Genomic DNA, 25,561 nt, shown 5'->3' with positions numbered 1-25,561 from the left:
AAAGTTGTATCAAATACGAGCCTAACGTTAGAGATATTAGGCTAACGGGGATAATTAGTCGGTAAGTGCACACTTGCGGGAGCCGTATTAAGGGCTGCTATCGGTTAATGATCGTCAGACTTTTTAAATCAAAATCATTAGGCGGCGTAAAACAAAAGAGGCTACCTTTTGGGCAGCCTCTTGCGGTATAAGTACCTATAAATTATTTCTGAGTTACAGACATTATCTTGTTATCAAGCGAAATATAGTCGGTAAGGATTTGACCGGCTTCGCGTTTAAGGAAATCGAGGTCCTCGTTTTTAGGTTTAGCTTCACCTTTTTTGAGCGGTTTTAAACCTAATGCCACCCTGCGTAAATTATTACGCTCAAGTGCTTTCTGCTCGTCGGCATCGCGCTGCTTCTTCAATTGAACCTCGTTAAGCGTAATGCTTTTTTCGGCACTTTGTTTTTTTACTTCAGCAATATCCTCGAGCAAGTATTTGTAGCTGTCGCTAGTGCTCATGCGTTGGTCATGCAACTTTTTAAGCTCAGGTACTACCGGCGTAAAATTGCCAAACTTGGTAAAGTCAGTTTTAGCAATAACATCGTATGGCATAGCAGACGGCTCGGTATCCTCGCCATATTTATCCAAAGGAATAACAGACGGGAACTGAATATCAGGTATAACGCCTTTGTGCTGGGTAGCACCGCCGCTTATACGGTAAAACTTAGCTATAGTAAGGTTAAGCTGGCCAAATTTATTTTGGCTGCCAACAGCTACCGATTTATTTTTACCTGTCAACGAAGCTAACTTATCTTTTATGGTAGGATTAATTACCTTATCCAAATCGATTGCATTTTGCACAGAGCCTTTACCATAGGTTTGTGTACCCAGGATAATTCCGCGGCCATAATCCTGGATAGCTGCCGAGAAGATCTCTGATGCAGATGCACTAAAGCGGTCAACCAATACAGCCATCGGCCCTGCATAAGCTATTGCCGGGTCTTCATCCGGGTCAACTTCAACCTGGTTACGGGCATCTCTAACCTGCACTACAGGGCCGGTTTTGATAAATAAACCGGTTAGCTCAATGGCTTCCATTAATGAACCACCGCCGTTTTCGCGAAGATCGATTACTATACCGTCAACGTTTTCGCGTTTAAGGGTGTCCAAAATCAACTTAACATCGCGTGTGGTGCTTTTGTAATTTGGGTTGCCGGCTTTGTAATCGTTAAAGTCAAGGTAGAAAGCAGGGATAGATATTACTCCAATTTTAACTTGTTTGCCGTTGTTGTTATACGTGCGTATTTCCTTTTGAGCAGAAATATCTTTCAGGATGATCTTCTCGCGCACCAGTTCAATAGTACGTGGTTTGCCGTTAACGCCTGTGCGCAATAACTGTAAGCGTACAGTTGTGCCTTTTGCACCACGTATTAGCGCGATAGCGTTCTCTATTCTCCAACCTACAATATCCTGGAAAGCACCGGTTTTGCCTTGCGCTACGGCTATGATACGGTCCTCAACATTCACCTGCTTGCTTTTATCGGCAGGGCCACCGGCAACAATTGATTTAATTGTTACATACTCGTTTACCGATTGCAGGGTAGCACCAATACCTTCCAAAGAGCGCGACATGTCAATATTAAAATTGGCTGCGTTTTGAGGCGTAAAGTAGTTGGTATGCGGATCGATAGCTTCAGTAAAAGCATCCATAAACGCCTGGAAGACGTCCTGGTTGTTTAGCTTGTTGGATTGTGAAAGGATATTTGAATAACGTTTTTTCAACGTCTCCTTGTTCTCTGCCAATGACTTGCCGGTAAGCTGCAGGTTGAGTAAATCGTACTTTACGCGTTGCGCCCAAAGGTTGTGCAACTCATTAACATCAGCTGCGTATGGCAGGCTGTCACGGTCGTAAACAAAAGTTTCGTTCTTGGTAAAATCAAAGCTTTTTGCCAATTGAGCTATCGAAAAATTAACATACTCGGTATAGCGTTTCTGGAATACATTGAAAATATAAAAGGCGTTGTTAAGGTTGCCCGCTTTAATGTCATCATCAAGCGTAGTTTTATACTGATTAAAGTCGGCAACATCTGTAGCTAACAAATAGCTGTGGTTTTCATCGAGCCTTTTAAGGTAGTTGGTATAGATTATCGCTGAGATCGAATCATTAAGCGGTACTTTTTTATAGTTGAAACGCGTAACCATTTCGGCTACCTGGCGGCAAACCACGCTTTGCTGCAAATCCGGCGTTAAATCTGCCGCGCCAACTTTACGTTGAGGAGCATTGGTTGTAACGGTAGGAGATGCGTTGCAGGCCAGTGTGGCAGCCACTACAACCACTGTATAAAATTTTTTAAACATATCTTTTGCAGTCTTTAAATCCGGATATAGCTGGAACATCAATACTTGTGCCTGTTTTAATTACATATATAAAAAAATAGACGGCTACAAAGCCGTCTTATTATATACTGAATAACAATATTACAATAATGTTTATTATATTTTACAATAAGAGTTGCATTTTACTCAATTGTTACAAAGCGCAGATTTCAGAGTATTATTTGCTCTTGTTATCCTTTTCAACTGCCTCGGCGTAACGTAGTTCTGATTTTGGAAGCCAGGTTTTATTACTCTCCACATATTTGGCTTTTGCATCAATCAACTTAATATCATTACCACGGCCAAGCGAGCGGGCAAGGTTTTTTGCTTCGGCAAGGTCGTTTTGAGCCTGTGCGAAATCCCCAAGGTCGGCCTTTATCATGGCAAGGTTAATTAAGCTGCTGATAGTAAGCTCATGATCGGCCTGGTTTTTTGAGAGCAATATGCTTTGTAGGTAATACCATTTGGCTTCAGAAAGGCGGTTTTCCAGCACATACATCTGCGCTAACTCGCTAAACTTATAGCTGGCTAAAGCCCACTCCCTAAAACGCATATGATGTTGAGCCGCTTTCATCACCAAAGCCTCACATATTTGCAGGTTGTAAGGCGTGCGCGGCAAGGTTGGCAATCTGAGTTTTGTTTTTGGAGTTGGGGCGATGCTTATGCGCTTTGCATTATAGCTTTTGGCTAATTCAATCTGCGGATAACGTGTGTGTTTTTTGAAATCGCCGCGCCACCATTGGGCCGAAGCCGTTAAGTTAATAGCGCAAAGGAGAACCAAAATGATGTATCTCATTAAATGTTTTTCGCTGAAGTATAGTTAAATTAACTGGTATGCAAATATAGCAAGCATTGTGATGGTTTACAATAGCTTAAAGATAAAGCAAATTAACTTACATTTTGCAGATAAAACTGTTAATCGAACAAAATATTATGGAAGTATTAGTATCCTAATATACCTGATTATTTGCGCGGTGCACTTAAATAAAAGTGCCACAGTATCATGGTGGCTACTGTGCGGTAGGGCTGCCATTGCCGGGATAGCTCAACCAGTTCATCGCGGGTAGTTTCCTTAGGCAAATCTTTTAGACGCTTTACTGCATTTACCACAGCCAAATCGCCAATCGGGAAAATATCGGCATGCTGGAGGGCGAACATCAGGTAGACGTCAACCGTCCAGTTACCTATGCCTTTAAGGGCGCAAAGCTGTTTGCGGATGTCCTCGTCCTCCATCTCTTTAAAATCATCAAGGTTTAGCTGTTTGCTGATGATGGCCTCGGCAAGGTAGCGGGTATAGGCAGTTTTTTGCCGGCTAAAATAGCAGGCTTTGAACTCGGCATCCGTTAGTAAAAGCACTTTTGCAGGTGTGATATCCTCAATGCGTTCACGCAATTTATTTAGTGCCGACAATGCTGATGCCAGCGATACTTGCTGCTCGAGTATGATATGCACCAGGCTTTCAAAACTATTTGGCCTGCTCCACATAGGTGGATAGTCATAGGTTTTGATAACGCTCGCCAAATCTGAATCCATATTGGCAAGTTCATCGCAGATGGTATGGAAAGTGGCTTGGGTGAACTGTTGCGGCATTGGTTCTTTTTAATATGTGCTAGAGGCTACGGGTATATCCGCTATTTAGATTCTTCGCTCTCGCTCAGAATGACAAAACTTTTTTTTTAACGCTGTCATAAGGAGGAACTAATAATCAATTACCGAATAGTTTCTCCGTTATGTTTAAAACTACAAATTTCTAAAATTACTAACTTTTTTAGGATATAGCGTTTCAAATCCTCAATTTTACATGAATGAATAACCTGCCCCCATTAGCCGAACGTATGCGCCCCAAATCACTTGATGATTATGTCGGGCAGAAACATCTTGTTGGGCCGGGTGCCGTGCTGCGCAAAGCCATTGAAAGCGGCTCTTTGCCGTCCATGATATTTTGGGGGCCGCCGGGCGTGGGTAAAACTACCCTGGCTTACATCATATCACAATCGTTGTACAGGCCTTTCTTTTCGTTAAGTGCCATTAATTCTGGTGTGAAGGATGTGCGCGAGGTTATCGAGAAAGCTTCCCAGTTGAAAGAGCAGGGGCAGGTATTGCCGGTTTTGTTTATTGACGAAATCCATAGGTTTTCTAAGTCCCAGCAAGATTCACTGCTTGGTGCGGTTGAGCGTGGGATTGTTACGCTGATAGGCGCTACTACAGAGAACCCGTCGTTCGAGGTTATTTCGGCGTTATTATCGCGCTGCCAGGTTTATATTTTACAGCCCCTTGCCGAGCAGGATCTGCTGGATTTGCTTGATAAAGCCAAGGCCGAGGACGTTGTTTTGAAAGATAAGAACATCAGCCTGCCGGAGCATGAAGCGCTATTGAGATTAAGTGGTGGCGATGCCCGCAAACTGCTCAATATTTTTGAACTGCTGGTAAACGCTTTCGACGGAAAGGATATTGTGCTGACCAATGATGTGGTGCTGGATCATGTGCAGCAAAATATGGCTTTGTATGATAAAACGGGTGAGCAGCATTACGATATCATCTCGGCCTTTATTAAATCTATGCGCGGCAGTGATCCCAACGGAGCAGTATACTGGCTGGCCCGCATGATAGTCGGCGGAGAAGACCCTTTGTTTATTGCCCGCCGTATGCTCATCCTTGCATCTGAAGATATTGGAAATGCCAACCCAAACGCCCTGCTGCTTGCTCAAAGTTGTTTTGAAGCGGTAAACAAAATAGGTATGCCCGAGTCGCAATTGATACTGTCGCAAACCTGTATTTACCTGGCAACATCACCCAAAAGTAATTCGGCCACTACGGCCATTGGTGCTGCCATTGCCCTGGTTAAGCAAACCGGGGATTTGCCCGTGCCGTTGCACCTTCGTAATGCCCCAACCAAACTGATGAAGAATATAGGTTATGGCAAAAACTATAAGTACGCGCATAACTACGAAGGCAATTTTGCCGATCTCGACTTTTTGCCGGAAGCTATCCGCGGAACAAAAATTTATGATCCCGGTAACAATGCACGCGAAAACGAGTCGAAAGAGAAACTAAAGAAACTTTGGGGCGACAGATACAAATATTAACAGGTATCGCTATCTTACAATGTTTCTGTTTATCTGCAAAACCTAACTATGTTTTCACTATTCTTTACCCACGAGCTTAAATCATTTTGGCGCTCGGCAAACACAGGTAAAACACTTGCAATTAAAATTGTAATGGGGATACTCATCCTCATTTTATTTATGTACGTGTTGGCGCTGGGCCTTTTCTTAGATAGAATACTGGAAAAAGCACAGCCTAATGAAAACCTTACCGTAGCTTTTTGCGGCATATTGCTGATTTACTATTTATATGATATACTGCTAAGGCTGCAGTTGCAGGAGCTGCCCACGCTTAAGGTACAACCCTACCTGCACCTGCCTGTAAAGCGCAATACCGTAGTTGGCTACCTGGCGTTTACTGCTTTATTCTCCTTTTTTAACTTATGGCCCATTGTACTGTTTGTGCCTTTTATTTTAAAAATTATCCTTCCGGCATCCGGCGCTTTGGCGGTTGTAACTTTTATTATAGCTATAATAGCGCTGGCGCTTTTAAATAATTACCTGGCTTTATATATTAAACGCAAAGCAAACCTAAATGGCTTTGTATTATTAATTGCGGGTGGCCTGCTTGCACTAATATCTGCCGGCGATTTCGTTTGGCATCTTTTCTCGCTCAGCAAAATATCTTACCTGTTTTTTGGCAATCTTATTAAAATGCCGGCATTGGTTTTATTGCCGTTGATACTGGCTGTGGTAATGTATTACATCAACTTTGCCTACCTGAAAAGCAACCTGTACCTTGAAGAGTTAACCACCCGTAAAAACGAGCACAAAAGCAGCACCGAATTCCCGGTACTTGATCGCTTTGGGCGAGTGGGTGACCTGGTAGCAAACGAAATTAAACTGATACTGCGTAATAAGCGCCCCCGCAGCGCCCTCACCATGGGCTTGTTGTTTATGTTCTACGGCTTGATATTTTATACTAATCCTGCCATGCCCAAAGGCTTTAACATATTTGTGGGTATGTTTATGACAGGCATTTTCATTATCAACTATGGCCAGTTTATGTTTAGCTGGCAGGGTGCCCATTTTGATGGCATTATGGTGAGCAAGGTAAAGTTTGCCGATTTTTTGAAAGCCAAATACATGCTGTTTACCATTGTATCAACCGTGGCGTTTTTATTGACTGTGCCTTACGCATACTTTGGCTGGAAGATAGTAATGATCCACTTTATTATGTACATCTGGAATATTGGCGTGAACACGACCGTGGTGCTGTTTTTTGCAAACCGCAATTACAAACGTATCGATTTGAGTAAGGGTGCCTCATTTAACTGGGAAGGTGTAGGTGCAACACAATTGCTGCTGTCTTTCCCGCTTATGTTAATGCCTTACCTGGTTTACTGGCCATTTATTGCATTCGGGCTGCAAAACACAGCCTATGTAGTGTTGGCAAGTATTGGTATATTATTTATTGCCACCCGTAATTTTTGGATAGGTAAACTTACCGCCGATTTTGAAACTAAAAAGTATAAAATAGCCGAAGGCTTCAGAAATAAATAATCAGCAATGATAGAAATAAAGAACTTGAAAAAGGTTTATAATGGTGTTACTGTTGTAAACGTACCTTCGTTTGAGATTAAACGGGGCGAAAGCATTGGCCTTATCGGTAACAATGGCGCGGGTAAAACTACCCTGTTCCGGATGATACTCGACCTTATTCGCCCGGATGAAGGTGAGGTTTTATCAAAGGGCCAGGTTGTGGCAGGTGGCGAAGAGTGGAAAAACTACACAGCATCATACCTGGATGAAGGCTTTTTGATAGATTACCTTACACCCGAAGAGTACCTGTATTTTATTGGCGGGCTGCATGGGCAAAAAAAGGCTCAGGTAGATGAATACCTGCTTACCCTAACAGAGTTTTTTAATGGAGAGATCATCAGGAAAGGAAAATACATCCGCGATCTGAGCAAGGGTAACCAATGCAAAGTAGGTGTGGGTGCCTGTTTGTTGCAAAAGCCCGATTTGCTGATGCTTGATGAACCCTTCGCCAATATTGACCCAAGTACACAGTTCAGGCTGAAAAATATTCTTAAGCAGCAAAATAAGCAAAACGGCGTTACTACTATTGTTTCAAGCCATGACCTTAACCACGTTACCGACGTTTGCGAACGCATATTACTAATGGAAAAAGGCCGCATTATTAAAGATATTGCCACCAGTTCATCAACTCTTGCCGAGTTAGAAGAGTATTTTGGTGTCGGGCAAACCGTTAGCAATACTACTTTTGAATTTGATAGGGAAGAAAACCATTAAACATGTACCTGATACGCGAAGCCACTGTCGATGACGTTAATGCAATTTTGCAGATAGCAGAGCAAACCTGGTGGCCAACTTACTCCTCAATATTATCAAAGGAGCAAATTGCCTATATGCTAAGTACCATTTATGCCGAAGATAAAATAACGGCACAGTTGGCTAAGCATGAGCAGACCTTTTTAATATTAATTGAAGAGGGAACACCGGTAGCCTTTGCTGCTTATTCGCCCCGTGAGGAGGATGCCGATGTTTACAAATTACATAAGCTGTATTGCCTGCCCGTAACACAAGGGAAAGGCTACGGCAAGGTATTGATTAATGCAGTGGCTGATAAAACTAAAGAGGCCGGCAAGCATGTGCTGGAGCTTAATGTTAACCGCTATAATAACGCCAAAAGCTTTTACGAGAAGATGGGCTTCGTGGTGGCTTACGAAGAAGATATTGCCATTGGCCCTTATTGGATGAACGATTACGTGATGCGCAAGGAGTTGTAGCCAATGGCACTTAACAAGCAATAGTGTAGAAGCTATACTTAACGGCATTGTCATATTGCGCTCCGGCGCATTACATAGCCATGTGGTTTGCATATTTTTGCAGCCATACATGAATATTTTAATTACTTACTTAAAAAAGCATCGCTGGATAGTTGTGCTGGCCTTGTTTTTGGCCGCCATGAACATCGGTTTCTCACTGCTCGATCCATATATTACCGGCCGCATTGTTGACCAGGTTATCGAGAAACGTACGGCACTAAGCGAATCAGAATATTTTAACCGCGTTATTATGCTGGTGGGTATGGCTATCGGCGTCGCAATGGTATCGCGCATAGCCAAGAACTTTCAGGATTATTTTACCAATATCATTACCCAAAAGGTTGGTGCCGAAATGTATGCCGACGGGTTGAGTCATTCCCTTGAGTTACCTTATCAGGTATTTGAAGACCAGCGCAGCGGTGAAACACTGGGCATTTTGCAAAAGGTGCGCCTGGATTGTGAAAAGTTTATTACCCAGTTTATCAGCATCCTGTTCGTTTCTATCATCGGGATGGTGTTTGTAATGGTTTACTCGGCAAGTGTTAGCTACCAGGTATTGCTGGTTTATTTTGCCGCAATACCTATTATTACATTGGTGAGCATGGCCATGAGCCGCCGTATAAAACGCATCCAGAAAAACATAGTAGCCGAAACTACCGCCCTTGCCGGTTCAACAACAGAGTCGTTGCGTAATATTGAGTTGATAAAAAGCCTTGGCCTTGCCAAACAGGAAATCAAACGACTTAATACAACCACTTATAAAATATTGGACCTTGAATTAAAAAAGGTAAAGTATGTACGCAGCATGAGCTTTGTTCAAGGCACCACAGTAAACCTGGTGCGCAGCGCGATGGTAGTGGTTTTGCTGATGCTTATATTTAAGGGCGGCATATCGCCGGGACAATATTTCAGTTTTCTGTTTTACTCATTCTTCTTATTTAACCCATTGCAGGAGCTTGGAAACGTAATATTAAGCTGGCGCGAGGCAGAAGTATCTTTAGGTAACTTTAAAAAAATCTTAAGCACGCCTATCGATGTAAAGCCCGAAAAACCGGTACTGTTGGAAAAAATTAACAAACTGACTTTTGAAGACGTAAGCTTTAAGCACCTAACAGCAAACCGCAATGCACTTAACCACATCAATTTTACAACGCGCACCGGGCAAACAATTGCCTTTGTTGGCCCATCAGGTTCAGGCAAAACAACATTGGTAAAATTGCTGGTTGGCCTTTATCAGCCTGCCGTAGGCGATATTTTATACAACGATATTGCGAGCAAAGAAATTGACCTTGATCAACTGCGTGAAAAAATTGGCTTTGTAACGCAGGATACGCAGCTGTTCTCCGGAACCATTCGTGAAAACCTGTTATTTGTACGGCCGGATGCAACTGATGAGGAGTGTTTAAACGTAATGCAGCGTGCAGCTTGCCAAACCCTGCTTGCCCGTGCCGACAAAGGACTAAGCACTGTGATTGGTGAAGGTGGCGTAAAAGTATCAGGTGGCGAAAAGCAGCGCCTTTCCATAGCGCGTGCATTGCTGCGCAGGCCGGATATTTTGGTGTTTGACGAAGCAACGTCTGCGCTGGATTCGATAACTGAAGAAGAAATTACGGCTACCATTCGTGATGTGTCGGTACTTAACGATCATATTACAATACTGATAGCCCACCGCCTGTCAACCATTATGCATGCCGATTGCATATTCGTGCTTGAGAAAGGCAACATCGTAGAGTCGGGCCGCCACCATGATTTGTTAGATCAAAAAGGTTTGTACTACGCCATGTGGAGGCAGCAAATCGGCGAAAAGCATACAGTTGATGCTTAATAGCGTATCTTAATTTTGGTCATGCCGATGCATATCGGCATCTCATCATAAGGACTTGTGGGGTGCTGAAACGAGTTCAGCATGACCGTTTCTTTTGTTTTCCGTCGGTCTGTGCTTGTCGAAGGCCTAATTAGCCCTTGAGTGTTTCGACAAGCTCAACAGGGCTCAAAAAAACAAATGACTTTTCATCAAATATTCTTACCGTCCACAATTTTGAAAAACTCATCGCGGTAGGTATCGCCAACAGGGATAACCTTGTCGCCTATAAAAATGCGGCTGCGTTCTATACTGTCTATTTTGTTTATTGACACGATGTATGATTTATGCACGCGGATAAAATGGCGCTCGGGCAGGGCATCCTCCATTTTTTTCATGTTCTGCAGCGTGATGATACGCTCGGCAGGGGTAAAAATGGAGATATAATCCTTCAGGCCCTCGATGAATAAAATATCATGCAGATAGACCTTTTGTATCTTATGCTCGGTTTTTACGAAAATAAAATCGCTGGCAAAATCATCCTGTTTAGCCGGCTCTGCTAACGGAGCAGGTTTGGCCGCAGGCTGAATAACGGTTTGCGCTTTTTGCACCGATTTGAAAAATCTGTCGAAGGCAATTGGCTTCAATAGGTAATCAATCACATCAAGTTCATAGCCTTCAAGCGCATACTGTGAGTAGGCCGTAGTTAATATCACTTTTGCTTTACCATTGGCAATTTTCAGGAACTGGATGCCGGTAAGCTCGGGCATTTGCACATCGAGGAAAACAAGGTCTATGGTGCCATCCTGCACAAGGGTAAGCGCCTCAATTGGGTTGGTGGTAGCTTTAACCAGTTGCAAAAAAGGGATCTTGGAAATATAATCTTCCAGTATATTCAGAGCCAAAGGCTCATCATCAACTACAAGGCATCTGATCATGGCTATAAAACTAATGATAATTGAGAAGTGTAGGTATCTGCTTCGTCACGAATTTCCATATTATATTTTCGAGGGTATAACAGGTCGAGCCTTCGCTTTACATTGCTAAGCCCAATACCGCCCGAAGCATCGCGGTTGTGTGTATTTTTCTTGTTCTGGATAAAGAAGTAAAGCTTGCCGGCGTCAATATTGATACGCAACTTTATAGGAGCCATAGCATCATTGGCAATGCCGTGCTTAAATGCGTTTTCTATAAAGGCTATCAGTAGCAAGGGTACAATTTGCTGATTGGTAACCTCGCCGGTAACCTCAAAATCGATAAATGCTTTGTTACCAAAACGGATTTTCTGCAAGTCGATGTAGTTGTGCAGGTATTGCAACTCTTTTTCGAGATCAACCTTGTTATCGTTACACTCGTAAAGCATGTAGCGCATAATTTCTGACAGCTTTAAAACAGCCTCGGGTGTGGTATCAGATTTTTGATAGGCCAGCGAGTAGATGCTGTTAAGCGAGTTGAACAGGAAATGCGGGTTTATTTGCGATTTAAGAAAAGATAGTTCGGCCGTCAGGCGCTGATTTTCTAGGTCATGCTGTATCCGCTCGTTCAGGAACCAATCTATTGAAAACTTAAGTACTGTGCTTAAGAACACAAATATAATGCTGGTGAACGTTACGTTGAACAGGTAAATACCCACACTTACATCCTTACCCAGGCGCACCAATATGACTGATTTAAATACCAGTGCCAGCCCATACTTTGCCAGTCCCGATAAAATTAGCGTGCTTATAATAGCAAGTGCGTACAGCTTGTATTTCTTTTTATCCAGAAAACGCGGAATAAGCAGCAGGTAGTTAAGATAGAATAACCCGATGTTGACTACACCGAAAACCAGGAATATAATGGCAAGTTTAGAGAAACTTACTTTGCCTGTGGTGTGTGCCAGCAGCATAAAAAACGCTATCAGCACCAGCCAAACTGCTGCATGGATAAATATTTGCCAGCCCTTATTTAAGTTTATACTCATACGCCCGGCAACTAATGTAGCATTTTGCCTTGTTATTAGGCTTTCCATTATATATAGCTGCGCATATTTTAGATGAACACCCTTAAAAAGCCGACGAACGGTTTTACAGGCGCTATTGGCTGTTCATCTATAATTGCTGGCAGTTCGTCTAATTGATTTTAGCAGGAAATTATTTTGATATTCCTTTGTATCATCAAAACGATCACAAAATGAAAAAGTTACTTACAAACGCAAACCCATTTTTACTTGTACTTGCACCAGTAGTATTTGCAATAGTAATGGGCGTAAGCTACCAGTTCGAACAAAAACCAACCTTGCAGATTGAAAATGGTGTAGCTTCGGTAAAAGAGGCAAAATCATTATTTGTAAAGAGCATTGGTTTAGTTAAAACAGTTGCTTCAATTGCTACCGATAACGTATGGTAATAGAAACCCAGGAGCTATCATTTAGCTTTGCCGATCAGTTGGTTGTTAAATCGCTGTCGTTGCAGGTGCCTGCCGGTAGTATTTACGGTTTTTTGGGCCCAAACGGAGCGGGTAAAACCACTACCATCAAATTGCTGCTCAATCTGTTAAACACACAGGATGGCAGCATCCGTATTTTTGGTCAGGATCTGCAAAGCAACCGCATTAGCATCATGTCGCAGATCGGTTCACTTATAGAGCAACCTGCCATTTACCAGCACATGACGGGTAAGGAAAACCTGATAAACCGCGCAATGCTGCTGAGCGTAACCGAAAAACGTGTTGATGAAATGCTGGCCCTGGTGCAGCTTAACGCCGCTGCAAATAAAAAGGCCGGCCAATACTCCTTGGGTATGAAACAGCGCCTTGGAATAGCCCTGGCCCTGTTAACCGACCCCAAACTTTTAATACTTGACGAGCCCACTAACGGCCTCGACCCAAACGGTATCATTGAGATACGCGAGTTGCTAATGCGCCTTGTGAGGCAGCATGGCAAAACTGTTTTTATATCGAGCCACCTGCTTTCGGAAATTGAACGTATGGCAACCCATGTGGGCATTATCAACAATGGAGCTATGCTTTTTCAGGGCGAAATTAAGGATCTTGAAAGCATAAGCCAGCCCATGGTTTATATTGAAACAGATAACACGGTTGATGCAGCCAACCTGCTTACGCGTAACAGCTATACCGTTACCGACGTATTTGATACCCACCTGCATGTTCCGTTTACATCGCGGCAGCAAATAGGCGAGATAAACGCCTTGCTTGTACAAAACGGCCTCACCGTTTTTAGCATAAACAAGCAGCAGAAAGATCTGGAAGAACTGTTTTTGGATATTACCAAAGCCAATTAAAATATCACATGAAAGGATTTTTACTATCGTTTCGCTCGGAGTTTTACAAGAGCCGTAAAACACTTGGCTTTTGGGCCGCCATACTGCTGCCGTTACTTATAAGTGCATTGGCGTTAGTTATATTTTACACCCAAAGCCACAAATTTGTACGTATGGACCCAATGATGCTTTGGGTGCAATTTTCCATGATAAGCCTGGGCATTATGGGCTCCTTATTGCTACCCATGTACACCATATTTGTAGCATACTCGGTAAACAGCATAGAACATAAGGCAGATACATGGAAAACGCTTTTCAGCTTGCCTATATCGCGTTGGGCCGTTTACAGCGCTAAATATTTTTACGCCATGTTTTTGGTGTTTTTATGCCTGGCGCTGTTTGCCATATTTACCATTGGTTTTGGTAACCTTTTGGCATCCATAAAGCCGGAATTAAAATTTGGCCAGTACCACATGGAAAAGCAGCTGCTGCAGTTATACTTTAAAATGTTCCTGTCGTCGTTAGGTATTCTTTCTATCCAGTTTTTGCTGAGCCTACTATGGGCCGACTTTTTAAAGCCTATGGGAATTGGCTTTGTAGCTACCATAACAGGCGTTATTATGGCATCTAAAGATTGGGAATACGCCTATGCATTTCCGTACGCGCACCCAATGGCTGCGCTTGCAAGCGCCATAAAACGTGGGCCAGGTGCACGTCGCGGGCCTGCAAGTGAATTTGTAATAAATATATTAACCAATGACGTTTATGTTGCACTTGGTGTAGCAGTAGTGGTATTTATTGCAGGTTACTTCATTGTGCGCAAAAGGAGTGTAAAGTAGGCTGGTAAACTGCATACAAGAAAGACGCGAAGTATCGCGAGCAAAAGAGACGCGAGGTATCGCGTCTCTACAATGCAAAAAGCATGGTGGTTTTCGTATTGCCAAATAAACACAACGCTGTGTGCCTTTAAAAGCGGTTATTCTTCTTCACCCTCCTCTATAGCCAGCATTTGGCCTTGTTGCTTAAAGTTGCTTTTAACAAAGTGGCACCAATCGCATTCTTTTTTACCGCAACCGGTAGCAAAGTCGTGATCCATAATTCTCTTGTAAACATCCGTTATCTGCGAGGTTACAATTTCAACATCCTGCGGCGTTATCACAATTTTTTCCTTGTAGTATTCATTATCCTTCACAGGCTCTACAAATTCAAAAACGGTGTTAATTACTTCCCAGTCGGTAGTGTGATCATTATCTATTAGTATCTTGTAAAACACGGCCTGGCGCCAGTAATCGCCGCCCGTTTCATGGTCGGGTGTTGGGCGCATCAGCTTGTCTTTGGCGTTGCGCACACGGCCCGTTTTATAATCAACCACATTTACCTGCTTGCCGTTAAATTCAATTTTATCCAGGTTACCTTTTATAGGCACACCGGCTACCTCAATGTTTTTAATACTGCGCTCGGTTTGGGCAACCTTGTTCCACTGAGCAACGTTTTGCTGATAATAGGGCGGCAGTATCTTTTCGCCATAATCAACCCGGCGTTTAAATTCCTCTTTGGTAAACGAGTCGCGATTGCGCGACATATACCACCTAAACTCCTGCATAAAGTCTTCAGTCGGCATAAATTCACCATCGTACAAAGGCAATTTGCGGAAGGCTTTATTCAGAGCCCAGTGTACAGCCTGCCCAAAAGTGGCCGACGGGCTCTTGCCTGATGGTACCCGTATTAAGCATTGGAAATAAAAGCGCAGCGGGCAATCAAGGTAATTACTCAAATGCGTTACAGACAAGGTGTAATTCTGCAGCAGTTGGTTGATGTAGTTATGATCCAGCAGTTGAACCACAGGCTTATCGGCCTCGCTAAATTGGGTGGCTATAAAATCAACCATTTGATCTTCGGTAACTTTAGGATGCTTTACTTGCAAATGAGTATCGGCTAGTATTTCGCCAACAAATTGTGATGCTTCCTGGTCCTTCCCATTTTTATCTTTCGACGCGTAGGAGATGTGCAGGCACTGCTTCGCCCGGGTGAGTGCTACGTAAAACAACCTCCTCGACTCCTCCTTCTGCGCAATGTCGTCAGATGCCGAATGCGTTAACGTATCCGGGTAGGCAAAACCGCTGTTGCGACCCTTGCTGTCCCATGTCTTTTTATCGCAGCCAATAAAAAACACGTGCTCGTACTCCAATCCTTTTGACCCATGCGCTGTAAGGAAATTGATGCCGTTGTCGCTAAAGATCACTTTATTCAACTCCATCCTGATGCCATTCTTTTTCATGAGGTCGATAGTGTTGATCAGCTCATGTAATTTTATCTCTGGATTTTTACGGCTCTCATCTTTCAGGAAATCAAAAAAGCTGGTTAACATTTGCATGTGCGTACCCTTATCTGGCTGCTGAATAATGTATTTGAGGATGCCCATTTTAGCGATGACATGCTGAAAAAATTGCTGCAATGTTTCACTCACAGCCGATTCGAGCAGCGACTCGATGTCGCCCATTAAAAACTTCATGGTTTGCGTAGCCGATTGCTGGCTGAAAAGATCCTGCTGTGCCGCAACCTTTAATTCGGTAATATAACGGCGTATTGACGTACGAGCCTCGGATTTACTGGTGGACGAAAAATTTGCTGCCGCTACCGCAATGCTTGCCTTTGCTATCTCAATTGGCGGTATATCAAAAAAGTCATAATGCAATATGGTAAACAGCAAATCATCGCCACTGTAGGGTGAATCCAGTTCGGCAGCAAGGTAGCGCAGTATATTGATGATCTTTTCGCCGAAAGGCGTTGTAAGGATATCAATTTTGCGCTTTGTATTTACGGCTATATCCTGCGTCTCCAGGAAGTGTAGCAGTTCCTCTACTTGGCTATGGTTACGGTAAACTACAGCAATTTCGCCCGGCTGCGTGCCTTCGTCTATTAACTCCTTTATCTGCATTGCAACATCAACCAACTCTTGTGAAGGGTTTTCATATTCCTTTATTATGGGCTCAACAGTAAGGCTGTCAAACCTCGGATGCGATGACCGCAAATTTTTATCAAGCTTGAGCTGATTGGTTAATCTTTCACGATTGTTGTTAATAAGCGCGCGCGAAATATCAAGAATATGCTGGTTGGAACGATAGTTATGCTTAAGTACAACGGTATGCAATGTATTAACATAGTCGCCGGCAAAGTCAAGGATGTTTTTCATGTTTGCCCCCTGAAACTTGAAGATCGATTGATCATCGTCGCCCACCACAAATACGTTTGGCGTATCCCAATAATTGAGCAGAAATCTGAGCAGTTCGTTTTGTGAGCCGCTGGTATCCTGAAACTCATCAACCAATATGTATTGATAGCGCTCCTGGTAGCGGCGCAATATTTCTTCATTTTCGCGAAAAGCTTTTAGTACCCATATAATCATGTCATCATAATCATACCGCCCCAGGGCTTTCATTTTAGCCGTGTAGTTTTTGTATTCGCCAACTGCTGCCAGCAGTTTGTCCATGCTCTCGGTAACCTTGTCAATATCCTTTTGCTTAAGGTCGCCTACTTTTATACCGGCCTTAGCATTCGGCCTTTTATATATAAACTCCTCACGGTTGGGCAGGTCGTCTATGTAATCTTTAACGGCGGCAGCAATTAAATCCTCGGTCCAGTTTTCGCGTTTCATGGTCGAAAACAGGGCCTTTAAGCGTGGAGCGTCATAGTAAATATCGCCGGTAAAACGCTTTAGTAAATGATCGTTCGGGAAAGCGTCAACCAACTCCCTAAACATCATGGCCGATTCAAGATCAGATAAAGCTTCCAGATTTAGCTTGCCAAAATATTCAAGGTTCTCCTGTATTATCTCATTGCAAAATGCATGGAACGTATAGATGTTTATACGATAAGCATCAGGGCCAATAAAGTCAAACAAACGCTTACGCATAGCCACCGCACCGGCATCGGTGTAGGTAAGGCAAAGTATCTCGTTAGGCTGAGCGTCGGTATCGGTTAAGATTTTACCTATACGGGCAGCAAGGATCTGGGTTTTACCGGTACCCGGCCCGGCAACCACCAGCACAGGGCCATCCATTTTATTTACTGCGGCAAATTGCTCGGGATTTAAACCTGCCAGTGCTTCCTGAAATTTAGCGTTATATTTATTAAGATTGGCTTGCATATATGGCTTTTGAAAGGAATAGTAAAGGTAAGTAAAAATAAAAAGCCCGGCTGCTATGCAACCGGGCTACTCAATGCTGTAAATAATATTTTAGTTTTTTGCCTGGTATATAACGGCCTCGTTAAGGCGTACATATTCTTCGTCGTCTGCAGCTTTTGCCAGATTTACACCTTGCTGCGCTGTAGCAATGGCCTCAGCTTTTTTACCTTGTTTTAGCTGAATGCGGGCTTTCCATAATTTATACCACGGGCCTTTGGGCTCCAGCTTTTCGGCCTCCAGCGCCCACTGCATAGCTTTATTCAAGTCCTTATCGTTCTCGTAAAAGTATTGTATTGCATTGAAGTATGGGCGCTTACGAATATCGCCCTGCATTAACTTTTCAATGTTGGCAGTAATCTGGGCATCATCGTCGGTCTGCATATGGATAGGTACGCCGGTATGGTCCCAAACAATATAAAGGTCTGTAGATTTTGTAGTGGAGTTGGCAAACTGCATGGTAAACGTTTCGCGTTTTTCCTTCACATCAATAGGCTTTACGTTAAAGCGCAGCAAATCGTCCTCTTGCTTGTAGGTGTAGGCACCCCATTGTTTAGCGGTTTTGTTTAAGATGATGGTCCACTCATTTTTGTTCGGGATGCTAAATAACGAATAGGTACCGGCCGGCACTTTATTGCCTTCTATAATTACATTTTCGCTAAAAGTGATAATGGTGGCGGCATTTGCTCCTGTGCGCCAAACCTCGCCAAAAGGGTTGATGCCTCCAAATATTTTGCGGCCTTTTACATTGGGCCTGGAGTAGGTGATGGTTATTTTACCAAGGCCAAAATCCTGTATTATAGTTTGTGTAGAACTTGATTCGGGAATGCGCGGCTGATCCTGCTGCGCAAATGCAGCAGTACTAAAAAAAGTAAATAAAAAAAGGCAACACGCGCCTATGATAGAGTTTCTCATGCTTGAAATTTAGCACTAAGGTAATAATTGTAGGATGAAAATTTTGTGAAAAGGTTTAACGGGGTGGTTGTAATTGTTGTAAAAAATAAAAGCCTCCCAACCTTGCGTCGGGAGACTTTCAACCTAAACCTTATCACAATTAACCGGTAAGATTACCGGTATGTTAGTGGTTATACAAATACTGTACCAATATGCCAGGCTCTTTTAAATTGACTTTTTCTGCTGCGTTAGCTGCACTATGTGTACAATTTTATGTAATGTAAATTGTACAGTTTAACGCCCATAAAGGTGTTTTTTGCGGAAATAGTTGTCAAGTAAAAACAAGCCTATCACAATATCAAAAAACAAGAACCCCTTTAGTAGCGGCCCCGAAAAAAAGCTGTTTACATGTGTAACATTCGCCGCAATTTGTGTAGGTACAGGTACAGTAACATCGAGGGCGGAACTGTTACCCCAGTGCCAGTTAACCTTGCTTAATATCATCACCACCAGTACACTAATGGTAAGTATAAAAAATGCTGCTATGCTTAAAATAATACGTTTATTAATGGCCGACTTTAAAGGCTGCATAGCCTTTTCGGTACGAATGGCCTCCATCACGTTATACGTAAATGCCATTGATGGTTCATCAACTTCCATGGTGCTGAACTCCTGATTTAGTGTTAGCAGTTCATCGTACTTTTTCCTGTAAACTTCGTCCTGCTCAATAAGCATAGCTATAGCTTGCCGTTCCTGCAACGTGCACGATCCGTCAATATAGTTCCATAGTTTTTCTTCTATACTGTTCATATCAGTTCATTTACTTCGTGTTTCAAATTGCGCTCCAGCCGCTCCTTTAAACGCTGCCTCGCTCTGAATAGTTTTACCTTAACCGTATTGGCCTCGATACCTAAAACCTGTGCTATTTCTTCAAGTGATTGCTCGCCCTTGTAAAACATTGTGATAATAGTGGCATCATCGGGCAGTAGCTGCCCAATGGCCTGGTTCAAATAAAATGAGCGGGAGCGGTTGTCGGCACTATGCTCGTCAAAGCCGCTTGCCCTGCCTTCAATCTGAATAAATGTAGCCTCATCATCAATAGATGTTGTATCCACCCGTTTTTTTCGCAAAAAAGTCATGGACGTAGTGTATACAATGCTATATAGCCAGGTGCTGAATTTTGACTGCTGCTGAAAAGATGATAACGACTTATATGCTTTTATAAAACAGTCTTGTGCTATCTCCTCAGCATCTTCCCGGCCTTTTGCAAAACGCATAGCAAGCGTAAAAACAAAACGCTGATGGCGCTTTACCAGATCAGCATATGCCGACTGGTTGCCCGCCAGGGTTTGTTCTATTAACTCGGTATCTGTAAACTTGTTCTGCATATTACTTACCGTATCAGACAACGCCTTTGGTAAACAGGTTACACGATTAGGGCAATAATTTTTAAGAGGTAATTTATAAAACCACCATAAGTATATAAGCAACTGTATGTAATAAGCTTAGCCGCCGCCAAAGTATTTTCAAATTTTGTTGAGATGAGTGTAACCTGCTTAAAAAGTGTGTGGTCATAGCATACAAATACACCACGGTGGTGCATTAATAAACGAACCCAATCAATTTTTAAAATTACATACTATGGACGAGAAAGTATTAATACCAATTTCTATCTGCCTTGGCTTATTTGCAATGATCTTTGGCATAGTGTACCTGCGTAACCGCGAACGGATGGCAATGATAGAGCGCGGAATGGACCCGCGTAGCTACAAAGCGCAACCGGCCCCTTATCAAAACCTAAAGTGGGGACTTTTATTGATTGGTGCCGGCCTTGGCCTCTTCCTGGCTTGTGTACTTGACCACACCACATTTAATTCTACTCAAGACGATAACGAAGCGGTTTATTGCGCACTTATAGCATTATTTGGTGGTATAGGCCTTGTAATTTCTTATAACATTGAAAAGAAGGAGCTTTATAATAATAATTTATAGGAGTTGTTGAATTTTAAATTAAGAGTATTGCTTTGCTGAAGGCAATACTCTTTTTGCTTAATAATCTGTAAGCAATTAACGTTAAATAAATATTTGCTTATAATATGAATTGATTAAAAACCTGTGTATTTTTATGTTAAAATTTAATACCATGAAAATATCACAATTAATCGCGGTTGTATTGGTTGGCTTAGCCGGCACTGTTAACGCACAAGAAAAAGTTAAACTAAGCGATAGTACACAGCTTGTTTACGCAGGTGTAAAAGGAGACAGAGAGGGTTTATACCAAATAAAAAATCTGAAGAACGATGGGGTTTGGGTGCAGGGTAATTACAAAAATGATGCTCGCACAGGCACATGGTATTTCTTTAATTCCAAAAAAGAGCTTGATTTAAGATATAGCTATGACCAAAAAAAGCTGTTGTTTTTTAACAATGACATGCTTAAAGATGTAACTGTTGAGATTTTAAGTGATGACAGTGAAACAAAGAAAAGTGCAACTGCCCCACTGCCTTTATGCCCAATAGAGCTTTACGCGTCTATTGTTGCAAGCAAAGTTAACGATAAGAACGATGGTGGAAATGACCCGTTTGAGGCCGAAATAACCGCAGAGGTTGCTACAGATGGAACTGCTACTTACACGGCTAAATTTAGAGGCGTTAATAAAAAGGTAATTACAAACAGCCTAAATGTACCGCAAGATCACTTTAATATTGATTGGATACCCGCTATGTACAAAGGCAAGCCAATTGCCTCAAAGTTTGTGGTGTATGCACAGGTTCAAGGCAATGGTACCAGCAACTACAGACGTTTCCGTTGGAACGACTAAATAAGTATAGTTAATAAAAAAGCGGCATCTCTTGTAAAGAGATGCCGCTTTTTTATTAATAGATAACGCTCCTTTAATATTTTGATATGGTGCAGCTCATGCCCGGCTGCGCAAAACAGCAATGCCCTTACGCTTACTGCAAAACCGATAGCTGTGCCGCGCCTGTTTAACTGGGCATTAGTAAGGCTTTTGAACATATACAGGTTTGACAATCGCGTAACCCTAAACTCCTCGGCCAAATCCTGTATGCTGCGCGCATTGTAATCGGTATTGTTTACATACACATCCTGATCAAAGCCCGGTAACACAGCCTCTTCTCTCGAAAAGCAAAAAGCACGAAATGCAAAAACGCGTTCGGTATCTATCATGTGGCCAAGCACTTCTTTAATGGTCCACTTGTTTAGGGCGTAGGCATACATTGCCTTTTCACTGTCTATACCTGTAAACAGTTCATAAGTGTGTTTTAAGCTTTCGGCCAGCACAGTTAACACATCTTTGTCATGCGGTACCTGCGAAACGTAGGTTTCGGCGTATGGCTGGTATTCGTCAGGCTGCGGTCGTGCTGTCATGTTTAATGCTTTTTAATACAATCCTAAATGTGGTGCCTTTACCAATTTCAGAGTCTTTCACAAAAATTTGCCCGTTATGGTAATTCTGTATCATTCTTTTGGTTAACGATAAACCCAAACCCCAGCCACGTTTACGGGTAGTGTAGCCTGGCTGGAAAACGGTGTCAAATTTTGAACGCGGAATACCTTTGCCAGTATCGGTTACATCAATGAAAACTAATTTTTTAACCCGGCTGCCGCTTATTTCTACCTTAATATTACCTGTACCTTCAATAGCATTAACGGCATTTTTAAGCAGGTTCTCAAGCACCCAGTCAAATAGTGGGATATTCAAGCCGGCTATCAATCGGCGATTGCCAGTAAGCTCAAATGTTATTTTGTTACTGACACGCACCTTAAAATAGTCAACAAAATCTTTAACCACATCGTAAACCGGATGCTCTTCCAATTGCGGTTTCGACCCTATTTTTGAAAACCTGTCGGCAACTATTTCCAGGCGCTTTACATCGTTTTCCATTTCGGCCATCAACGGGTCGTCTTCAGCATTAAACTTATCTTTCAACAGCTCTATCCATGCCATTAATGAGGATATTGGCGTACCTAATTGGTGCGCCGTTTCTTTGGCCAAACCTACCCAAACCTGGTTTTGTTCGGATTTACGGGCGGAACTAAATGCAGTATATGCCGTTATTAAAAATATGGCAATAACCGTAAGCTGCACGTACGGGAACATCTTTAACTGCGTAAGCAATGCTGAATCCTTATAGTAAACCAACCACGATTCGTTAAGTACATTAAGGTGTATGGGCTCATGCTGGCCCTTCATGTAAACCAGCTCGTTACGAAAGTAATCCGGATCGTATTTCCATTTCTTCTCTTTCAACTCTTCCGCGTCAAGCTTGATATAGGTTTTGGTAGTATCAAGCCCGCGCACAAATTTTATGTCGCCTTTACCATCAGTAATGATGGCGGGGACGCTAAGACTATCCCGCACGGCAGATACATAGCTGAGTGATTCGCTGTCGTAAGTGTTTACAACCTGTTTAATGCTGAGTGCCCAAACCTGTGCACGCGTTCGTTCGGAGTGCGAAATGTTGCGTACCAGGTAGCTGGTGTACAATAACGATCCGCTGGCTATAACTACCGCAAAGGCAAGCAGTAAATATTTCCATCGGCGTTTTTGTTGGTAAGGGTTCATATAAGCTGTTCAAATAACGGAAAAAATTGCAAAGGGTTGCTCATCTTCTTAAATATTTGCCCGGAGCGACTTCTATCTCCATAATGTCATGTTAAACAATTAGCTGTGCCCGGTTTATACAATTGCCGTTAAACCCTATCTTTGCGGCATCATGTCTGATAAAAAAGTAAGAGTCCGTTTTGCACCTAGCCCAACAGGTGGCCTGCACCTTGGTGGCGTGCGCACCGTATTGTTTAATTACCTCTTTGCCAAAAAACATGGCGGCGATTTTATATTACGTATCGAGGATACCGACCAAACCCGATATGTTGAAGGGGCAGAGCAGTATATACTGGATTGCCTGCAATGGTGCGGCATTGTTGCCGACGAAAGCCCGGTAGTCGGCGGACAGTATGCGCCTTACCGCCAAAGTGAGCGCAAACCTATATACCGAGAATACGCCGAACGCCTTGTTGCACAGGGCCATGCTTACTACGCTTTTGATACGCCCGAAGAACTTGACCAAAAGCGTAAGGATATCCCTAATTTTCAATACGGGCATGCCCACAGGCATGAACTGCGTAACTCGCTTAGCCTGCCTTTGCAGGAAGTTGACAAGTTATTGCATGAGGGCGCGCCGCATGTAATACGTATTAAAATGCCGGAGGATGAAACCATCAGCTTTAATGATATGATACGCGGCCACGTTAGTTTTGAAACTAACCAGGTTGATGACAAGGTTTTGTTAAAAGCCGATGGCATGCCCACCTATCACTTAGCTGTAGTGGTTGATGATTACCTGATGAAGATATCGCACGCTTTTCGCGGCGAAGAATGGCTGCCGTCTGCCCCGGTGCACCTGCTGTTGTGGGAATACCTGGGTTGGAAAGCTGAAATGCCCGAATGGGCGCACCTGCCATTAATTTTAAAACCGGATGGGCATGGTAAACTAAGCAAACGCGATGGTGCAAGGCTTGGTTTCCCGGTTTATGCCATGAACTGGACCGATGCCAAAACAGGTGACTTAACGCAGGGTTTCCGTGAGCTGGGCTTTTTGCCCGAAGCTTTTATGAACCTGCTTGCCATGTTAGGATGGAACGACGGTACCGACCAGGAACTGTTTTCGATGGATGAGTTGATAGAAAAGTTCTCTATCGAACGTATCAGCAAAGCAGGGGCAAAATTTGATTTTGAGAAGGCGAAGTGGTTTAATGCCGAGTGGATAAAGCGCAGCACCGACGAAAGCCTGAAACTTAAAGTTTGGGAAATCTTAAAGGCAAACGGCATTGTTATTAAAGACGAAGCCTACCTGCTTAAAGTAATTGATATAGTTAAGGAGCGCTGTACTTTGCTGCCCGATTTTTATCAGCAAGCCTCATTCTTTTTTAAACAACCTGCAGAATATGATTTGCCGGCCGTTAAGCCAAAATGGACTGATGCTAAAACAGATTTCTTTAATACGCTGGTAAAAGTAATTCCGCAATTGGATGTATTTGAACCAGCCGCACTTGAAGCCCGCTTTAAAGCCCTTGCCGAAGAAAAAGGTATAAAAGTAGGCGAAGTGATGTTGCCTTTCCGTATTATGCTGGTGGGCGGTAAGTTTGGCCCGCACGTATTTGATATTGCTACATTGCTTGGCGAAAGCGAAACCATAATAAGAATAGAAAAAGCCTTGGAAGCTTTTACAGCTTAATGCAGTACTTCAGTAAAAAATTAAAGGCGCATACATTATATGCGCCTTTCTTATTTAATTACCCAGTGGAAATAAAAAAATATTTACACACCCTTTTCAGTGCGCCTTGCTTTGGCTTTTGCTTTCATTTTCAGGTTCAGCATCTCTACCAATACTGAGAAGGCCATCGCAAAATAAATATACCCTTTCGGGATGTGTTGTTCAAATGCTTCGGCAAGCAGGGAAACACCTATAAGTAACAGGAATGATAAAGCCAGCATTTTAACCGTTGGGTGTTTGTTTACAAAACCTGCTACCGAGTTTGATGACCATATCATAATGCCTACCGCTATTACTACGGCGGCTATCATAATCTCGATATGCTGGGCCATACCCACGGCAGTAATTACCGAATCCAGCGAAAACACAATATCCAGCAGCATGATCTGGAATATGGTTCCCCAAAACGAATGCTTTTTACCATCGCCTGTTTCATCTTCTTCTCCCTCAATTTTTTGATGGATCTCTGCTGTGCTTTTATATATCAGGAATAAGCCACCTAAAATCAGGATCATGTCCCGGCCGGATATGGCTAATTTTTCTACCCAGTCCTTATCGGTTATGCCAAACCAGCCCGACATATGGAAAAGCGGTGCAGTAAGTGTCATAACCCAGTTCAATGAGAGTAGCAATAATATACGGGTTATCAGGGCCATGCCCATACCTACCTTTCGCCCCCTGTCTTGCTGCTCTTTAGGTAGTTTATCGGCGAGTATGGAAATAAATATCACGTTATCTATCCCCAAAACAATTTCTAAAAACGTAAGGGTGATGAGTGATATCCAGGTTTCCGGCGAGCTTAATATTTCCATAGTGCTAAAGGTGTATTACAAAGGCCTAAAATACAAAACCCCTGCCGTTTTTGGCAG

The 25,561-nt window shown here is 42.9% G+C and carries 23 protein-coding genes; 11 read left to right on the top strand and 12 right to left on the bottom strand.

Features of this window, described 5'->3' with window-relative positions; all coding sequences use genetic code 11:
* Positions 1-202: 202 nt before the first annotated feature.
* From FPZ43_RS06310 to FPZ43_RS06300, 3 genes are all read right to left on the bottom strand, one after another.
* On the bottom strand, positions 203-2,341 hold the full coding sequence (locus FPZ43_RS06310; RefSeq protein ID WP_146381006.1) for a carboxy terminal-processing peptidase: 2,139 nt from the start codon (positions 2,339-2,341) through the stop codon (positions 203-205).
* 196 nt (positions 2,342-2,537) lie between these two features.
* On the bottom strand, positions 2,538-3,155 hold the full coding sequence (locus FPZ43_RS06305; protein WP_146381005.1) for a hypothetical protein: 618 nt from the start codon (positions 3,153-3,155) through the stop codon (positions 2,538-2,540).
* Positions 3,156-3,322: 167 nt separating this feature from the next.
* The gene (locus FPZ43_RS06300; RefSeq protein WP_146381004.1) at positions 3,323-3,949 is read right to left on the bottom strand and encodes a DNA-3-methyladenine glycosylase family protein; all 627 of its coding nucleotides are present in this window, start codon (positions 3,947-3,949) and stop codon (positions 3,323-3,325) included.
* Positions 3,950-4,164: 215 nt separating this feature from the next.
* Between FPZ43_RS06300 and FPZ43_RS06295 the strand changes: the two genes are divergently transcribed.
* From FPZ43_RS06295 to FPZ43_RS06275, 5 genes are all read left to right on the top strand, one after another.
* Positions 4,165-5,445, top strand: a complete 1,281-nt coding sequence (locus FPZ43_RS06295; RefSeq protein ID WP_146381003.1) for a replication-associated recombination protein A — start codon at positions 4,165-4,167, stop codon at positions 5,443-5,445.
* 48 nt (positions 5,446-5,493) lie between these two features.
* The gene (locus tag FPZ43_RS06290; protein ID WP_146381002.1) at positions 5,494-6,966 is read left to right on the top strand and encodes a DUF5687 family protein; all 1,473 of its coding nucleotides are present in this window, start codon (positions 5,494-5,496) and stop codon (positions 6,964-6,966) included.
* 6 nt (positions 6,967-6,972) lie between these two features.
* Complete coding sequence (locus tag FPZ43_RS06285) at positions 6,973-7,719, top strand: ABC transporter ATP-binding protein (protein WP_146381001.1); 747 nt, start codon at positions 6,973-6,975, stop codon at positions 7,717-7,719.
* A gap of 2 nt (positions 7,720-7,721) precedes the next feature.
* Positions 7,722-8,216: a GNAT family N-acetyltransferase gene (locus tag FPZ43_RS06280; protein ID WP_146381000.1), complete on the top strand. Its 495-nt coding sequence runs from the start codon at positions 7,722-7,724 to the stop codon at positions 8,214-8,216.
* A gap of 109 nt (positions 8,217-8,325) precedes the next feature.
* Positions 8,326-10,080: an ABC transporter ATP-binding protein gene (locus FPZ43_RS06275; protein ID WP_146380999.1), complete on the top strand. Its 1,755-nt coding sequence runs from the start codon at positions 8,326-8,328 to the stop codon at positions 10,078-10,080.
* A gap of 188 nt (positions 10,081-10,268) precedes the next feature.
* Here the strand turns inward: FPZ43_RS06275 and FPZ43_RS06270 are convergent, their stop codons facing one another.
* Both FPZ43_RS06270 and FPZ43_RS06265 read right to left on the bottom strand, forming a co-directional pair.
* Entirely contained in the window at positions 10,269-10,994 is a 726-nt protein-coding gene (locus tag FPZ43_RS06270) for a LytR/AlgR family response regulator transcription factor (protein ID WP_146380998.1), read from the bottom strand.
* A gap of 2 nt (positions 10,995-10,996) precedes the next feature.
* Positions 10,997-12,067, bottom strand: coding sequence for a sensor histidine kinase (locus FPZ43_RS06265; protein ID WP_261380999.1), 1,071 nt, complete (start codon positions 12,065-12,067; stop codon positions 10,997-10,999).
* Positions 12,068-12,228: 161 nt separating this feature from the next.
* Between FPZ43_RS06265 and FPZ43_RS06260 the strand changes: the two genes are divergently transcribed.
* Genes FPZ43_RS06260 through FPZ43_RS06250 form a run of 3 tightly spaced genes read left to right on the top strand, consistent with a single transcriptional unit; the run spans position 12,229 to position 14,155 of the window.
* Complete coding sequence (locus FPZ43_RS06260) at positions 12,229-12,444, top strand: hypothetical protein (RefSeq protein ID WP_146380997.1); 216 nt, start codon at positions 12,229-12,231, stop codon at positions 12,442-12,444.
* Positions 12,438-13,337 carry an ABC transporter ATP-binding protein gene (locus FPZ43_RS06255; protein WP_146380996.1) on the top strand — a complete coding sequence of 300 codons (900 nt, stop codon included), beginning with the start codon at positions 12,438-12,440 and terminating at the stop codon, positions 13,335-13,337. Before FPZ43_RS06260 ends, FPZ43_RS06255 begins: the two co-directional genes overlap by 7 nt.
* Before the next feature lie 8 nt (positions 13,338-13,345).
* Positions 13,346-14,155 (top strand): ABC transporter permease, encoded by an 810-nt coding sequence (locus tag FPZ43_RS06250; protein ID WP_146380995.1) that lies wholly within the window; start codon positions 13,346-13,348, stop codon positions 14,153-14,155.
* A gap of 137 nt (positions 14,156-14,292) precedes the next feature.
* On the opposite strand, the gene FPZ43_RS06245 is transcribed toward FPZ43_RS06250, so the two are convergent.
* From FPZ43_RS06245 to FPZ43_RS06230, 4 genes are all read right to left on the bottom strand, one after another.
* A complete protein-coding gene (locus FPZ43_RS06245) occupies positions 14,293-17,463 on the bottom strand; it encodes an ATP-dependent helicase (protein WP_146380994.1) in 3,171 nt (1,056 codons plus the stop codon).
* A 90-nt stretch (positions 17,464-17,553) separates the two neighbouring features.
* Complete coding sequence (locus tag FPZ43_RS06240; protein WP_146380993.1) at positions 17,554-18,414, bottom strand: DUF2911 domain-containing protein; 861 nt, start codon at positions 18,412-18,414, stop codon at positions 17,554-17,556.
* Positions 18,415-18,687: 273 nt separating this feature from the next.
* Positions 18,688-19,203, bottom strand: coding sequence for an anti-sigma factor (locus FPZ43_RS06235; RefSeq protein WP_146380992.1), 516 nt, complete (start codon positions 19,201-19,203; stop codon positions 18,688-18,690).
* Positions 19,200-19,781 carry an RNA polymerase sigma factor gene (locus FPZ43_RS06230; RefSeq protein ID WP_146380991.1) on the bottom strand — a complete coding sequence of 194 codons (582 nt, stop codon included), beginning with the start codon at positions 19,779-19,781 and terminating at the stop codon, positions 19,200-19,202. Before FPZ43_RS06230 ends, FPZ43_RS06235 begins: the two co-directional genes overlap by 4 nt.
* Positions 19,782-20,034: 253 nt before the next feature.
* Here FPZ43_RS06230 and FPZ43_RS06225 point away from each other — a divergent pair, with 253 nt between their 5' ends.
* Positions 20,035-20,385 carry a DUF6249 domain-containing protein gene (locus FPZ43_RS06225; protein ID WP_146380990.1) on the top strand — a complete coding sequence of 117 codons (351 nt, stop codon included), beginning with the start codon at positions 20,035-20,037 and terminating at the stop codon, positions 20,383-20,385.
* Between the two features lie 151 nt (positions 20,386-20,536).
* The gene (locus tag FPZ43_RS06220; RefSeq protein ID WP_146380989.1) at positions 20,537-21,214 is read left to right on the top strand and encodes a hypothetical protein; all 678 of its coding nucleotides are present in this window, start codon (positions 20,537-20,539) and stop codon (positions 21,212-21,214) included.
* Here the strand turns inward: FPZ43_RS06220 and FPZ43_RS06215 are convergent.
* Positions 21,211-21,783 carry a DinB family protein gene (locus FPZ43_RS06215; RefSeq protein WP_146380988.1) on the bottom strand — a complete coding sequence of 191 codons (573 nt, stop codon included), beginning with the start codon at positions 21,781-21,783 and terminating at the stop codon, positions 21,211-21,213. The two genes, FPZ43_RS06220 and FPZ43_RS06215, sit on opposite strands and share 4 nt — an antisense overlap.
* Positions 21,761-22,981, bottom strand: coding sequence for a sensor histidine kinase (locus FPZ43_RS06210; protein ID WP_146380987.1), 1,221 nt, complete (start codon positions 22,979-22,981; stop codon positions 21,761-21,763). The genes FPZ43_RS06215 and FPZ43_RS06210 overlap by 23 nt, the downstream gene beginning before the upstream one ends.
* Before the next feature lie 151 nt (positions 22,982-23,132).
* On the opposite strand from FPZ43_RS06210, the gene gltX reads away from it, so the two are divergent.
* Positions 23,133-24,653: a glutamate--tRNA ligase gene (gltX, locus tag FPZ43_RS06205; protein ID WP_146380986.1), complete on the top strand. Its 1,521-nt coding sequence runs from the start codon at positions 23,133-23,135 to the stop codon at positions 24,651-24,653.
* An 83-nt stretch (positions 24,654-24,736) separates the two neighbouring features.
* Here gltX and FPZ43_RS06200 read toward each other — a convergent pair whose 3' ends face one another.
* The gene (locus FPZ43_RS06200) at positions 24,737-25,504 is read right to left on the bottom strand and encodes a TerC family protein (protein WP_146380985.1); all 768 of its coding nucleotides are present in this window, start codon (positions 25,502-25,504) and stop codon (positions 24,737-24,739) included.
* Positions 25,505-25,561 lie beyond the last annotated feature (57 nt).

It is taken from the genome of Mucilaginibacter pallidiroseus, from assembly GCF_007846085.1.
GTDB lineage: Bacteria > Bacteroidota > Bacteroidia > Sphingobacteriales > Sphingobacteriaceae > Mucilaginibacter > Mucilaginibacter pallidiroseus.
The sequence above is the reverse complement of the archived record's forward strand: the minus strand, read 5'-3'. Positions and strand labels throughout refer to the sequence as shown.

Excerpts from the sequence above, each read along its gene's own strand:
- FPZ43_RS06200 (WP_146380985.1), bottom strand. The coding sequence starts at position 25,504 with ATGGAAATATTAAGCTCGCCGGAAACCTGGATATCACTCATCACCCTT.
- FPZ43_RS06310 (WP_146381006.1), bottom strand. The coding sequence starts at position 2,341 with ATGTTTAAAAAATTTTATACAGTGGTTGTAGTGGCTGCCACACTGGCC.
- FPZ43_RS06280 (WP_146381000.1), top strand. The coding sequence starts at position 7,722 with ATGTACCTGATACGCGAAGCCACTGTCGATGACGTTAATGCAATTTTG.
- gltX (WP_146380986.1), top strand. The coding sequence starts at position 23,133 with ATGTCTGATAAAAAAGTAAGAGTCCGTTTTGCACCTAGCCCAACAGGT.
- FPZ43_RS06270 (WP_146380998.1), bottom strand. The coding sequence starts at position 10,994 with ATGATCAGATGCCTTGTAGTTGATGATGAGCCTTTGGCTCTGAATATA.
- FPZ43_RS06215 (WP_146380988.1), bottom strand. The coding sequence starts at position 21,783 with ATGACAGCACGACCGCAGCCTGACGAATACCAGCCATACGCCGAAACC.
- FPZ43_RS06210 (WP_146380987.1), bottom strand. The coding sequence starts at position 22,981 with ATGAACCCTTACCAACAAAAACGCCGATGGAAATATTTACTGCTTGCC.
- FPZ43_RS06260 (WP_146380997.1), top strand. The coding sequence starts at position 12,229 with ATGAAAAAGTTACTTACAAACGCAAACCCATTTTTACTTGTACTTGCA.
- FPZ43_RS06235 (WP_146380992.1), bottom strand. The coding sequence starts at position 19,203 with ATGAACAGTATAGAAGAAAAACTATGGAACTATATTGACGGATCGTGC.
- FPZ43_RS06290 (WP_146381002.1), top strand. The coding sequence starts at position 5,494 with ATGTTTTCACTATTCTTTACCCACGAGCTTAAATCATTTTGGCGCTCG.
- FPZ43_RS06265 (WP_261380999.1), bottom strand. The coding sequence starts at position 12,067 with ATGGAAAGCCTAATAACAAGGCAAAATGCTACATTAGTTGCCGGGCGT.
- FPZ43_RS06225 (WP_146380990.1), top strand. The coding sequence starts at position 20,035 with ATGGACGAGAAAGTATTAATACCAATTTCTATCTGCCTTGGCTTATTT.
- FPZ43_RS06305 (WP_146381005.1), bottom strand. The coding sequence starts at position 3,155 with ATGAGATACATCATTTTGGTTCTCCTTTGCGCTATTAACTTAACGGCT.
- FPZ43_RS06255 (WP_146380996.1), top strand. The coding sequence starts at position 12,438 with ATGGTAATAGAAACCCAGGAGCTATCATTTAGCTTTGCCGATCAGTTG.
- FPZ43_RS06295 (WP_146381003.1), top strand. The coding sequence starts at position 4,165 with ATGAATAACCTGCCCCCATTAGCCGAACGTATGCGCCCCAAATCACTT.
- FPZ43_RS06250 (WP_146380995.1), top strand. The coding sequence starts at position 13,346 with ATGAAAGGATTTTTACTATCGTTTCGCTCGGAGTTTTACAAGAGCCGT.
- FPZ43_RS06275 (WP_146380999.1), top strand. The coding sequence starts at position 8,326 with ATGAATATTTTAATTACTTACTTAAAAAAGCATCGCTGGATAGTTGTG.
- FPZ43_RS06285 (WP_146381001.1), top strand. The coding sequence starts at position 6,973 with ATGATAGAAATAAAGAACTTGAAAAAGGTTTATAATGGTGTTACTGTT.
- FPZ43_RS06245 (WP_146380994.1), bottom strand. The coding sequence starts at position 17,463 with ATGCAAGCCAATCTTAATAAATATAACGCTAAATTTCAGGAAGCACTG.
- FPZ43_RS06240 (WP_146380993.1), bottom strand. The coding sequence starts at position 18,414 with ATGAGAAACTCTATCATAGGCGCGTGTTGCCTTTTTTTATTTACTTTT.
- FPZ43_RS06300 (WP_146381004.1), bottom strand. The coding sequence starts at position 3,949 with ATGCCGCAACAGTTCACCCAAGCCACTTTCCATACCATCTGCGATGAA.
- FPZ43_RS06220 (WP_146380989.1), top strand. The coding sequence starts at position 20,537 with ATGAAAATATCACAATTAATCGCGGTTGTATTGGTTGGCTTAGCCGGC.
- FPZ43_RS06230 (WP_146380991.1), bottom strand. The coding sequence starts at position 19,781 with ATGCAGAACAAGTTTACAGATACCGAGTTAATAGAACAAACCCTGGCG.